The sequence below is a fragment of the Nocardia sp. NPDC004415 genome (assembly GCF_053602435.1).
Genome location: NZ_JBSGDP010000076.1, coordinates 16,488 through 27,420, shown reverse-complemented (window position 1 = coordinate 27,420; position 10,933 = coordinate 16,488). Strand labels below are relative to the sequence as shown.

The window sequence follows — 10,933 nt, the reverse complement described above, 5'->3', positions numbered from 1 at the left end:
GTCGGCATCACCGTCAACCGCAACGCGGTCCCCTTCGACCCGCGCCCCCCGATGGTCACCTCCGGCCTGCGCATCGGCACCGCCGCCCTGGCCACCCGCGGCTTCGGCGACACCGAATTCACCGAGGTCGCCGACATCATCGCCGCCGCCCTCGCCGGCACGGCGGATGTGGAGTCGCTGCGTGGTCGGGTGTCGAAGCTGGCTCAGAGTGTCCCGCTGTACCAGGGCCTCGAAGACTGGCGCCTCCTCGGCTGATCCCCGAATCCAACTCCGCGAACGGCCCACCGGGTGTACCCGGTGGGCCGTTTCGTGTCGGGATGGCCGATCACCACGTGGATGACGACTGTCCGACGGCGATCATTGAGGCTTGGTCTGCCTCACAAGTCGTCAGGAAGGACTCGAAACGCCTTCTCAGGGGTCAGCGGTTCGATCGCCCGGAAGTCGCGACGATCCAGAGTCAGGATGTCGATGGTCGCGTACTGCTCGGCCAGGCTGACATTGGTGGCGTCGGTCAGGTCCAGCTGCAACGCGAGATAGCGGTTCTGAACGCGGCGAGCTGTCCGCACGATGCTCGCGGAAACCGCCGGGACGACAACCCGGCCTTTGTGTTCTTGCGCGAGCAGCCAATCGTTGACCCCGTAGGCCGCCTGGCGATTCAGATTTCGCGTCACGATGTGTTCGACCTCGAGCATCACCAGCGGTGACACCACCGTCAACGCCGCCTGTTGCAGGCAGGCCCGCGCAGCAGCGTGTTCCGGGTCCTTCGGGTTGAAGGCGGCGACCAGGCCTGAGGTGTCGCCGACCAGGATCACTGCTGATTACCGTCGACGACGGCGTTGTGTACCGTGCTGTGGACCTCGTCGTCGGAGATCGCGTGGTCGAAATCCAGCACCGGGATATCCCACTCCTCCTCCCACCGGCGGGTTCGGAGCGCGGCCAGGTGGAATGCCTCACGAAAGTACTCGGATTCGGGCCTGCCCTCCCGCGCGGCGGCCTGCTTGATCAGCTCGAGGTCGTGCTCGTCGACCATCACGGTGGTCTTCTTCAGGGCCATATGGTTATGGTACCTCAACCATAACCATATGGCCCTGGGAAGTGGTGAGGGTCAGGCCACCAGGGGCTTGAGGGCCTGGCCTGCCAGGTCGAGGGTGCCGGGTTCGTGGCCGTTGGCGACCATGTTGACGATGACGCCGTCGATGCCGTGGTCGAGGACTCGGGTCTGGATCTGTTCGGCCACTTCGTCGGGGGTGCCGGCGAATTGGCGGTCGGCGATGGTGGTGCGGCGTTCGGCTTCGGTGAGGGTGGACAGGTCGATGCCCTGGCGGGCGAGGATGTCGGACTGGATTTTGCGGGCGCGGTCGCCGTCGGAGTCGACGATGACGAAGGCCAGGAAGCTGGTGTCGAGGGTGGCGGGGTCGCGGTTCGCCTCGGCGCAGCGCTGGTGCAGTGCCTCGACCTTGCCCGGCAGTTCGGAGGCGTTGCAGATGATGTTGAGGTGGTCGGCGAACTGCGCGGCCAGCCGGAAGGTCTTCTTCTCGCCACCGCCACCGAGCAGGATCGGCAGGTCGTCGCGGATGCGCGGCTCGTTGATGGCGTTCTCCGTGCGATACCACTTGCCGGTGAAGGTGGGTCGCTCACCGCGCAGCATGGGCGTGATGATCTGGAGTGCCTCGTCGAGCCGCTCGAAACGTTCGGTGAAGGTGCCGAATTCGAAGCCGTACTGCTGGTGCTCGAGCTCGAACCAGCCCGCCCCGATGCCGAGCACCGCGCGCCCGCCGCTCACCACATCGAGGGTGCTGACAGTCTTGGCCAGCAGCGCCGGATTGCGGTAGGTGTTGCCGGTGACCAAGGCCGACAACTGGATTCGCTCGGTCGCCGTCGCCAGCCCGGACAGCGCCGAGTACGCCTCCAGCATCGGCTCGTCCGGCGCGCCCAGCAGCGGCAGCTGATAGAAGTGGTCCATGACGAACGCGGCGTCGAACCCCGCCGCCTCCGCCGCCCTGGCCTGCGCGATCACGGTCGGAAACAACTCCCGCACCGACGCGGTGTTGCTGAAGGTGGGCATCTGATATCCGAGGCGAATGCTCATGCTCCGAGCCTATGAGTTGGAGTGCACTCCAAGTCAAGCGCGCGCGGCGAGCAGGGACGGGTAGTCGACCAGGTCGATGTCGTTGGCGGCGTTGTCGCCGTATTTCAGCATGAGGCCGAACAGGCGCGAGCCCAGAAACCAGTTGCGGGCCCTGATGCCCAGGGCGGTCTTCGGGGCGAGGAAGCGGCCCGCGTTGCTGTTGCCGGCGATCTTGGCGTAGCGGCGCATGATGCGGTCGTAGGCGGCGAAGGCGGTGACATGGTCGCCCTCGGCGGTGGCCAGTTCGCCCGCCAGCACATAGGCGCCGACGATGGCCAGGCCGGTGCCGAAGCCGGCCAGGGTGTTGCCGTAGGCGGCGTCGCCGACCAGGGCGACCCGGCCGCGGGTGTACTGGCCGTTCATGCGGACCTGGCTGATCGAGTCGAGGAAGATGTCGTCGAATTCGGCCAGGTCGTCGAGCATGCGGGGGGTGTGCCAGCCCATCCCGGCGAAGGTCCGCTCGATGATCGCGCGCTGGGCGGCGGCGTCGTTGCGCGGGTAGTCGAGTTCGGGCGAGGCGAACATGTACATCTGCTGCGCCTTGGGGCCGCCGTCGATGGCGAGGCGGCCGGGCGTGTTGTGGGCGTAACCGCTGGCCCGCTCGCGCGGGGTGGCGGCATCGCTCCAGCGGCTCGCGCCCGCGACGCAGTAGTAGTGGCCGAGGTGGGTGACGAAGTCCGCTTCGGGGCCGAAGGCCAGCGACCGCACCCGGGAGTGGATGCCGTCGGCGCCCAGGACCAGGTCGAAGGTGCGCGGGGCGGCGTTCTCGAACTCCACGTGCACGCCCTCGGCGGTGTCGCGCAGGGCGGTGACGGTGTCGCCGAAGAGGTATTCCACCTGGTCGGCGGTCCGGTCGTAGATGACCTCGGCCAGGTCGCCGCGCAGGATCTCCAGATCGCCGCCGGTGAATTCGCCGTTCATCACGCCGAGTTCGCGGCCGTCGTCGTCGACGAAGACGAGGTCGGTGGTGCCGGTGCGGCGGGCGCGCACGTCGTCGAGGACGCCCATGCGTTCGAGCACGGTCAGGTGCGTGCGGCCCTTGAAGTCGACGGCCTGACCGCCCGGACGCAGCGCGGGTGCCCGCTCGACGACGGTGACGGTGACGCCGTAGCGGTGCAGCCAGTAGGCCAGGGCGGGGCCGGCGATGCTGGCGCCGGAGACGAGAACGGTCTGGTCGCGCATGGTGTGCTCCTCGGAGGAATCTGTGTCCGGAGTAATCAGTATCCGGTGGACACGATTAAGAGTATGGTAGACACAGTTCCGCGTCAACCCGGAATCTCGAGAGGATGAGCCGATGCCGTCGCCGACCACCGTCGACCTGCTCTGGGGCGCCCCGCAGCGCCCCAAACGCGGGCCCAAACCCGCGCTGACCCTCGACGGGATCGTCGCCGAGGCGATCGCGCTCGCCGACGCCGAAGGACTGACCGCGCTGTCGATGCAGCGGCTCGCCGAACGACTCGGCTTCACGAAGATGTCGCTGTACCGCTATGTGCCGGGCAAGGAGCAGCTCACCGCGCTGATGGTGGACACCGCCCTCGGCGCGCCGCCCGCGCTCGGCTCACCCGGCTGGCGCGGCGGCCTGCGGACCTGGGCCGAAGCCATCTTCGCCCGCTATCGCGCCCACCCCTGGGCCATCGAACTCACCCTCGGTATCCGCCCGATCGGCCCCAACGAGATGGGCTGGACCGAGGCCGCCCTGCTCGCCCTGGCCGACACCGGGCTGGCTCCCGCCGAACAGCTCGACACCATCGTGCTGATCAACGGCCACGCCCGCAGCCTCGCCCAGCAGGTGGCCTCGGTGCGCGACGATGCCGCGGAGACCGAGTTCACCGAGCAGTTCGCCGCCATGATGACCGCGGCGGGCGACCGGTTCCCGACGGTCAGCGCGGCCTTCGCCGCCGAGGCCGTGGCCGGGCACGGCGACGCGTTCGACTACGGCATCGAGCGCATCCTCGACGGGCTGGCGGTGCTCATCGGGCAGCGCGCCGATCGGTAGCGCCGAAGTCTGGTCCGGGAGCCGCGAACGTCCTAGGCTCGCATCATGACCGACGAGCCCGAGCTGCCGGAGAGCGCTGTCACGGTGGTGCGCGAGTTCTTCGCCGCGCTCGAACTGAGCGCCGTGCCCGAAGCACTGGAACTGGTGCACCCCGAGATCGTGTGGAAGAACACCGGGCTGCCCGATGTTCGCGGGATCGGGCGGGTCGGCCCGATCCTGAAGGGGCTCGGGCGCAAGCACCTGGGCTTCGCGGTCGACATGCACTACATCGCGCAGAATGCCAACGGCCTGGTCGTCACCGAACGCACCGACTACCTGCGCGGCGGTCCCGTGCGTATCGCTTTTCCGGTGTCGGGCAACTTCGAGCTGCGTGAGGGCCGAATCGTGCTGTGGGACGACCACTTCGGCTGGGGCGATCTGCTGCGCGGTACCAAGGACGGCCTGCTGAACGCGGTGCGCCGCCGCTGATCAGGCGTGTTTGCGCAGGTAGTCCAGGTAGGTGGGACGTAGGACGTCGGCGAGTTTGCCGTCGCCGGCGTGCACGTAGTCGTCGAGCATGGGCAGCACGTATTTGATGTCGGCCTCGCTCTCGCCGAGCTCGCCCGCCTCGGCCTGCGCCGCCGGGATGGCTTTGAGCAGATCCCACAGGAATTTCACGTCGCCGTGCCGCACGGCGGTCTTCACCGCGCGATCGTGCAGTTCCTTGGACGACAGCTTCTCCAGATCCTGGTCATCGGCCATGTCACCGACTCTAGCGCGCGGCGACACGCCTGTGCCGGGATCTGCTGCGTCGGTGCTGGTTAACGACAAATTCACCGACGCGTCCGGCTGTCTGCCAGCGCTGCCGCGCGTTCGGCGGTAGCGTCGGTGGTGCGGGTTGCATCGGTGTGACTCGTACGGGAGGTCCTGACCGTGACTGAGCTATTCAGTGCGAGAGGGCCGGCACCCGGCCCTCGTGGCGGCTGACCAGCGCGTCGGCAGCCCACCAGGACGGACCGGTCCAGCGAGATCGTTCACGCGGTGCCGCGTGAACACCTAAGGAGCCCACCGTGACTGCTGCACGCTCCGTATCCGGCCCCGCGATGCACACGGCCTCGAACTCCACGCACTCGAAGAAGGGGGAGCGCCCCTCGCGTTCCGGTCGCAAGACTTTCGTCGTCGATACCTCTGTCCTGCTGTCGGATCCCTGGGCGGTGACGCGCTTCGGGGAACACCGGGTGGTCCTGCCGCTGGTGGTCATCAGCGAGCTCGAGGCCAAGCGGCACCACCATGAGCTCGGCTGGTTCGCCCGCGAGGCGCTGCGCATGCTCGACGACCTGCGCGTCCAGCACGGCAGGCTCGACCAGCCGCTGCCCATCGGCACCGACGGCGGCACCATCCAGGTGGAACTCAACCACACCGATCCGTCGGTGCTGCCCGCCGGATTCCGTTCCGACACCAACGATTCCCGCATCCTGGCCTGCGCGCTGAACATCGCGGCCGAGGGCGAGACCGTGATGCTGGTGTCCAAGGACATCCCGCTGCGGGTCAAGGCCAGCGCGGTCGGCCTGGCCGCCGACGAGTACCACGCCCAGGACGTGGTGACCTCCGGCTGGAGCGGGATGGTCGAACTCGACGTCGCGGGCAACCGGATCGACCAGCTCTACGCCGAATCGGTGATCGACCTCGACGAGGCGCGGGAACTACCCTGCCACACCGGAATCCGGTTGCTCGGCAGCAGCTCCAGCGCGCTGGGCCGGGTCACCGCCGACAAGCGGGTGCAGCTGGTCCGCGAACGCGAGGCCTTCGGCCTGCACGGGCGCTCGGCCGAGCAGCGCATCGCGCTGGATCTGCTGCTCGACGAGAGCATCGGCATCGTGTCGATGGGTGGGCGCGCGGGCACCGGCAAGTCGGCGCTGGCGCTCACGGCCGGGCTCGAGGCCGTGCTGGAACGCCGGACCCAGCGCAAGGTGGTCGTGTTCCGGCCGCTCTACGCGGTGGGCGGGCAGGAACTGGGTTACCTGCCGGGGTCGGAGAGCGAGAAGATGGGGCCGTGGGCGCAGGCCGTCTTCGACACCCTCGACGGGCTGGCCAGCCGGGAGGTCATGGAGGAGGTGCTCAGCCGCGACATGCTCGAGGTGCTGCCGCTGACCCACATCCGCGGCCGGTCGCTGCACGATTCGTTCGTGATCGTCGACGAGGCGCAGTCGCTGGAACGCAATGTCCTGTTGACGGTGCTGAGCAGGCTGGGCACCGGCTCGCGGGTGGTGCTCACCCACGATGTCGCCCAGCGCGACAATCTGCGCGTCGGCAGGCACGACGGCGTGGCGGCGGTGATCGAGAAGCTCAAGGGTCATCCGCTCTTCGCGCACATCACCCTCACCCGCAGCGAACGCTCGCCGATCGCCGCCCTGGTGACCGAGATGCTGGAGGAATACGGCCCCAACGCGTAACTGTCGGCAATCGGGCCGCGTCGGCGGTCCGATCAGGCGTTAAAACGCCGAATGGTGGGTAATATCCGCGAAGACACCAATCCAGCAACGGCTCGGCGAACACAGTTGCGCCGGGCCGTTGCGGATGTCGGCCAGGCTCCGTCCGGGGGCGTGCCCCCGGGGGCCACTCGCGAGAGGATGGATATGAACCGCATCGCTCGACGTTCTGCCGCTGGAGGGGCCGCGGTGCTCGCCGCGGCCGGTCTGCTGCTGGCCACCGGCTGCAGCGACGACAACAAGGACAACGAAAACGACACGATGGCCTCGGTCACCTCGATGATCGGCGGCGGCTCGACCACCACCACGGGGGCGGGCGCGATGACGACCACCGCGGGGGAGGGCACGGAGACCACCTCCGGCATGGCCACCACCTCGGGCACCGCCGCGGCGGGGGAGTCGACCACCATCTCCACCCCGAACGGCGACATCACCATCTCCGGCGAGGTGTACAAGAAGTACGTCGCCGTGGGCGGGGCGACCAGCCCGCTCGGCGCGCCCGAGGAAGCCCAGGAATCGGGCCCCAATGGCGGCGAATACCAGGACTTCGACGGCGGCACCATCTACTGGAGCAGCGACTCCGGCGCCCACATCGTCTGGGGCGAGATCCGCGAGGCCTGGGAGGACAACGGCGGCGCCAACGGCACGCTGGGCTACCCGACCAGCGACGAGAAGGACATCGCGGGCGGCAAGCAGAGCGATTTCACCGGCGGCACCATCACCTGGGTCGACGGGCAGATCACAGTCACACCGAAATAATCTGTGGACCGTCCCAGCGCGGGGACCGGGTTCGCCCTTGCGTCCCCGCGCTCGTGGCCGAGGTACTAGGTTGTCCTCGTGCAGAAAACTTTGACCGATCGTGAGCTGCTCGACGCACTCTCCGACGTGGTGGAAACCAATCTCGAGCGCCACATCGAAGCGGCCGAGGGCTGGCAGCCGCACGAGTTCGTGCCGTGGTCGGACGGACGCAACTTCGCCTTCCTCGGCGGCACCGACTGGACCCCGGAGCAGGGCGAGCTCAGCGACACCGCCGTCCTCGCGCTGACCGTGAGTGTCCTGGTCGCCGACAACCTGCCCTCGTATCACCGCGAGCTCGGCAAGCACCTGCGCACCGGCCCCTGGTGGCGCTGGGTGGGTCGCTGGACCGCCGAGGAGAACCGCCACGAGATCCTGATCCGCAACTACCTGATGGTGTCGCGCTCGGTGGACCCGGTGGCGCTCGAGCGGGCCCGCATGCAGCACATGACCGACGGCTTCAACCGTCCGCCCATGCACCTGATCGACGTGCTGGCCACCTGTGCCTTCGAAGAGGTCGCCGCGGGTATCCGTCATCGCAACACCGCCGCGCTCGGCGAGAACCCGGTGGTCACCGCGATCGCGGAGAAGATCGCCGTCGACGACGAGCTGCAGGCCGAGTTCTTCGCCGGGCTGGTCTCGGCCGCGCTCGACCTGGTCCCCGACCAGGCCGTGCGTGCCATCGCCGACCGGGTCGCCGACTTCCGCGTGCCGCACGTGGAACTGCCCGGCGGCGGTTCCAGCGACGAGGCGCTGGCCGAGGCGGGGATCTACGATCCCGCGAAGCAGGCGGAGCTGGTGTTCACGCCGCTGCTGCGCCGCTGGAACATCTTCACCCGCACCGACCTGGGCGAAGAGGGCGAAAAGGCCCGCGCAGAACTGGCGCACCTGGCCTGATCTTCTTCGCGAACGGCCGTCACCCGCTCGGGGTGACGGCCGTTCGTCGTCTCAGTCGCGGTCGACGTTCGCCATGGCGAGCACGTCGAGACGTTCGTCGAGTTCGGCCTCGGTCAGCTTGCCGGGGACCAGACCGCGGTCGATGACGGTCTGGCGGATCGTCTTCTTCTCGCGCAGCGCCTGCTTGGCGACCGCGGCGGCCTCCTCGTAGCCGATCGCGGAGTTGAGCGGGGTGACGATCGAGGGCGAGGACTCGGCCAGCGTGCGCAGGTGTTCCTCGTTGGCCACCAGGCCGACGACACACTTGTCGGCGAACAGCCGGGAGACGTTGGCCAGCAGGCGGATCGACTCGAGCAGGTTGCGCGCCATCACCGGGATGTAGACATTGAGCTCGAAGGCGCCGCTCGCCCCGCCGAAGGCGATGGCCGCGTCGTTGCCGACCACCTGCACGGCCACCTGGGTGACCGCCTCGGGCAGCACGGGGTTGACCTTGCCCGGCATGATCGAGCTGCCCGGCTGCAGGTCGGGCAGCTGCAGTTCGCCCAGGCCGGTCAGCGGGCCCGAGCCCATCCAGCGGATGTCGTTGGCGATCTTGGTCAGGCTCACCGCGATGGTGCGCAGCGCGCCGGAGGTCTCCACCAGGCCGTCGCGCGCGGCCTGAGCCTCGAAGTGGTCCTCGGACTCGCGCAGCGCGTCGATGCCGGTGGCGCGCACCAGTTCCGCGACGACCTTCGCCCCGAAACCGGCGGGCGCGTTGAGTCCGGTGCCGACCGCGGTGCCGCCGATCGGCAGCTCGCCCAGGCGCGGCAGGGTGGCCATGGCGCGTTCGATGCCCGCGGCGATCTGGCGGGTGTAGCCGCCGAACTCCTGGCCCAGGGTCACCGGGACGGCGTCCATCAGGTGGGTGCGGCCGGACTTCACCACGGTGCGCCACTCGGTCGCCTTGTCCTGCAGAGCCAGGCGCAGGTGGTCGAGAGCGGGCACCAGTTCGGTGATCACGGCCTCGGTGGCGGCCAGATGGGTGGCGGTGGGGAAGGTGTCGTTGGACGACTGCGACATGTTCACGTCGTCGTTGGGATGCACGGTGACGCCGTCACGCGCGGCGATCGAGGCGATCACCTCGTTGGCGTTCATGTTGGAGCTGGTGCCCGAGCCGGTCTGGAACACGTCGATCGGGAACTGGTCGTCGTGGCGGCCCTGCGCGATCTCGTTCGCCGCGGCGACGATCGCGTCGGCCTTCACCGGGTCCAGCAGCCCCAGATCCTTGTTGACCTGCGCGCACGCGGCCTTCAGCAGCCCCAGCGCCCGGATCTGCGCCCGCTCCAGCCCCCGCCCGCTGATCGGGAAGTTCTCCACCGCCCGCTGCGTCTGCGCCCGCCACAGGGCATCCACGGGAACCCGGACCTCACCCATGGTGTCGTGCTCGATCCGGTACTGCGCGTCGTCATCAGCCATAGCACGACCCTAGGACGAGAACGGCGCGAATGGGGTCGCCACGTCAGCGGAAAATCCCACACCGTGCTCAGGAATACAACGAGCCCCGGAGCAACCGCCCCGGGGCTCGTTGTTGTCATGTCACGGCAGGGGCGGGTTGGCGCTGTCGTCGCCGTCGAAGTCGACGGAGGAGTACTCGCGGAGCTTGGTCAGGCGGTGGTAGGCGTCGATCATGCGGACCGTGCCGGACTTGGAGCGCATGACGATCGACTGGGTCGACGCGCCGCCACCGAAGTAGCGCACGCCGCGCAGCAGGTCGCCGTCGGTGACGCCGGTGGCGCAGAAGAAGACGTTCTCGCCCGCGACCAGGTCGGTGGTCGAGAGCACGCGGTCCAGGTCGTGGCCCGCGTCGATCGCCTTCTGGCGCTCCTCGTCGTCCTTGGGGGCCAGCATGCCCTGCAGCTCGCCGCCCAGGCAGCGCAGCGCGGCGGCGGCGATGATGCCCTCGGGCGTGCCGCCGATGCCGACGAGGATGTCGACGCCGGACTCCGGGCGGGCCGCGGCGATGGCGCCGGCGACGTCACCGTCGGAGATGAGGCGGATGCGGGCGCCCGCGTCGCGGGTCTGCTGGATGATGTCGGCGTGGCGGGGGCGGTCCAGGATGCAGACCGTCAGGTCCGATACCGAGGACTGCTTGGCCTTGGCGACGCGGCGGATGTTCTCGCCGATGGGGGCGGTGATGTCGATCGAGCCCGCTGCGTCGGGGCCGACGGCGATCTTGTGCATGTAGAACACCGCGGACGGGTCGAACATGGCGCCGCGTTCGGCGACCGCGAGGACCGAGATGGCGCCGGGGGAGCCCTTCGACATCAGCGTGGTGCCGTCGATCGGGTCGACGGCGAAGTCGACCTCGGGGCCGGTTCCGTCGCCGACGGCCTCGCCGTTGTACAGCATCGGCGCTTCGTCCTTCTCGCCCTCACCGATGACGACGACGCCCTGCATGGAGACCGAGCTGACGAGCTGTCGCATGGCGTCGACCGCCGCGCCGTCGCCGCCTTCCTTGTCGCCACGGCCGACCCAGCGGCCCGCGGCCATCGCCCCTGCCTCGGTGACGCGGACCAGCTCGAGTGCGAGGTTGCGGTCGGGTGCCTCGCGGCGGCTGGGGGCGGGCGATGATGCCGTCATGCGTGGGGCCTCCTTGGCGTTGGTGTTACG

Annotated in this window: 12 protein-coding genes and 1 pseudogene; 6 read left to right on the top strand and 7 right to left on the bottom strand. The window is 68.9% G+C overall.

What is annotated here, in order from left to right; all coding sequences use genetic code 11:
* Window positions 1–255, top strand: a pseudogene (locus ACWEMY_RS26250) (serine hydroxymethyltransferase); the annotation flags it as partial.
* A 122-nt stretch (window positions 256–377) separates the two neighbouring features.
* Here ACWEMY_RS26250 and ACWEMY_RS26245 read toward each other — a convergent pair.
* From ACWEMY_RS26245 to ACWEMY_RS26230, 4 genes are read right to left on the bottom strand one after another with little or no spacing between them, the layout of a single operon-like run.
* Window positions 378–812: a PIN domain-containing protein gene (locus ACWEMY_RS26245; RefSeq protein ID WP_452392167.1), complete on the bottom strand. Its 435-nt coding sequence runs from the start codon at window positions 810–812 to the stop codon at window positions 378–380.
* Window positions 809–1,054, bottom strand: a complete 246-nt coding sequence (locus ACWEMY_RS26240) for a ribbon-helix-helix protein, CopG family (protein WP_452392166.1) — start codon at window positions 1,052–1,054, stop codon at window positions 809–811. Before ACWEMY_RS26240 ends, ACWEMY_RS26245 begins: the two co-directional genes overlap by 4 nt.
* Window positions 1,055–1,105: 51 nt before the next feature.
* Complete coding sequence (locus tag ACWEMY_RS26235) at window positions 1,106–2,089, bottom strand: LLM class F420-dependent oxidoreductase (RefSeq protein ID WP_452392165.1); 984 nt, start codon at window positions 2,087–2,089, stop codon at window positions 1,106–1,108.
* 33 nt (window positions 2,090–2,122) lie between these two features.
* Window positions 2,123–3,310 carry an FAD-dependent monooxygenase gene (locus ACWEMY_RS26230; RefSeq protein WP_452392164.1) on the bottom strand — a complete coding sequence of 396 codons (1,188 nt, stop codon included), beginning with the start codon at window positions 3,308–3,310 and terminating at the stop codon, window positions 2,123–2,125.
* A gap of 112 nt (window positions 3,311–3,422) precedes the next feature.
* Here ACWEMY_RS26230 and ACWEMY_RS26225 point away from each other — a divergent pair, with 112 nt between their 5' ends.
* A complete protein-coding gene (locus tag ACWEMY_RS26225; RefSeq protein ID WP_452392163.1) occupies window positions 3,423–4,124 on the top strand; it encodes a TetR/AcrR family transcriptional regulator in 702 nt (233 codons plus the stop codon).
* A 45-nt stretch (window positions 4,125–4,169) separates the two neighbouring features.
* Window positions 4,170–4,592, top strand: coding sequence for a limonene-1,2-epoxide hydrolase family protein (locus ACWEMY_RS26220; protein ID WP_452392162.1), 423 nt, complete (start codon window positions 4,170–4,172; stop codon window positions 4,590–4,592).
* Here ACWEMY_RS26220 and ACWEMY_RS26215 read toward each other — a convergent pair whose 3' ends face one another.
* Window positions 4,593–4,865, bottom strand: coding sequence for a hypothetical protein (locus ACWEMY_RS26215; RefSeq protein WP_375929900.1), 273 nt, complete (start codon window positions 4,863–4,865; stop codon window positions 4,593–4,595).
* A 308-nt stretch (window positions 4,866–5,173) separates the two neighbouring features.
* On the opposite strand from ACWEMY_RS26215, the gene ACWEMY_RS26210 reads away from it, so the two are divergent.
* The 3 genes from ACWEMY_RS26210 to ACWEMY_RS26200 all read left to right on the top strand — a co-directional run bounded on the left by ACWEMY_RS26210 (window position 5,174) and on the right by ACWEMY_RS26200 (window position 8,284).
* On the top strand, window positions 5,174–6,556 hold the full coding sequence (locus ACWEMY_RS26210; protein WP_452392161.1) for a PhoH family protein: 1,383 nt from the start codon (window positions 5,174–5,176) through the stop codon (window positions 6,554–6,556).
* A 183-nt stretch (window positions 6,557–6,739) separates the two neighbouring features.
* Entirely contained in the window at window positions 6,740–7,351 is a 612-nt protein-coding gene (locus tag ACWEMY_RS26205; RefSeq protein ID WP_452392160.1) for an LGFP repeat-containing protein, read from the top strand.
* A gap of 78 nt (window positions 7,352–7,429) precedes the next feature.
* On the top strand, window positions 7,430–8,284 hold the full coding sequence (locus ACWEMY_RS26200) for an acyl-ACP desaturase (protein WP_452392159.1): 855 nt from the start codon (window positions 7,430–7,432) through the stop codon (window positions 8,282–8,284).
* A gap of 51 nt (window positions 8,285–8,335) precedes the next feature.
* Here the strand turns inward: ACWEMY_RS26200 and ACWEMY_RS26195 are convergent, their stop codons facing one another.
* Both ACWEMY_RS26195 and glpX read right to left on the bottom strand, forming a co-directional pair.
* On the bottom strand, window positions 8,336–9,739 hold the full coding sequence (locus tag ACWEMY_RS26195) for a class II fumarate hydratase (protein WP_452392158.1): 1,404 nt from the start codon (window positions 9,737–9,739) through the stop codon (window positions 8,336–8,338).
* A gap of 120 nt (window positions 9,740–9,859) precedes the next feature.
* On the bottom strand, window positions 9,860–10,903 hold the full coding sequence (glpX, locus tag ACWEMY_RS26190) for a class II fructose-bisphosphatase (protein WP_375929895.1): 1,044 nt from the start codon (window positions 10,901–10,903) through the stop codon (window positions 9,860–9,862).
* Window positions 10,904–10,933 lie beyond the last annotated feature (30 nt).

Bases quoted from the DNA above. Each gene is read 5' to 3' on its own strand.
- ACWEMY_RS26240 (WP_452392166.1), bottom strand. From the start codon at position 1,054: ATGGCCCTGAAGAAGACCACCGTGATGGTCGACGAGCACGACCTCGAG.
- ACWEMY_RS26235 (WP_452392165.1), bottom strand. From the start codon at position 2,089: ATGAGCATTCGCCTCGGATATCAGATGCCCACCTTCAGCAACACCGCG.
- ACWEMY_RS26230 (WP_452392164.1), bottom strand. From the start codon at position 3,310: ATGCGCGACCAGACCGTTCTCGTCTCCGGCGCCAGCATCGCCGGCCCC.
- ACWEMY_RS26225 (WP_452392163.1), top strand. From the start codon at position 3,423: ATGCCGTCGCCGACCACCGTCGACCTGCTCTGGGGCGCCCCGCAGCGC.
- ACWEMY_RS26220 (WP_452392162.1), top strand. From the start codon at position 4,170: ATGACCGACGAGCCCGAGCTGCCGGAGAGCGCTGTCACGGTGGTGCGC.
- ACWEMY_RS26215 (WP_375929900.1), bottom strand. From the start codon at position 4,865: ATGGCCGATGACCAGGATCTGGAGAAGCTGTCGTCCAAGGAACTGCAC.
- ACWEMY_RS26205 (WP_452392160.1), top strand. From the start codon at position 6,740: ATGAACCGCATCGCTCGACGTTCTGCCGCTGGAGGGGCCGCGGTGCTC.
- ACWEMY_RS26195 (WP_452392158.1), bottom strand. From the start codon at position 9,739: ATGGCTGATGACGACGCGCAGTACCGGATCGAGCACGACACCATGGGT.
- glpX (WP_375929895.1), bottom strand. From the start codon at position 10,903: ATGACGGCATCATCGCCCGCCCCCAGCCGCCGCGAGGCACCCGACCGC.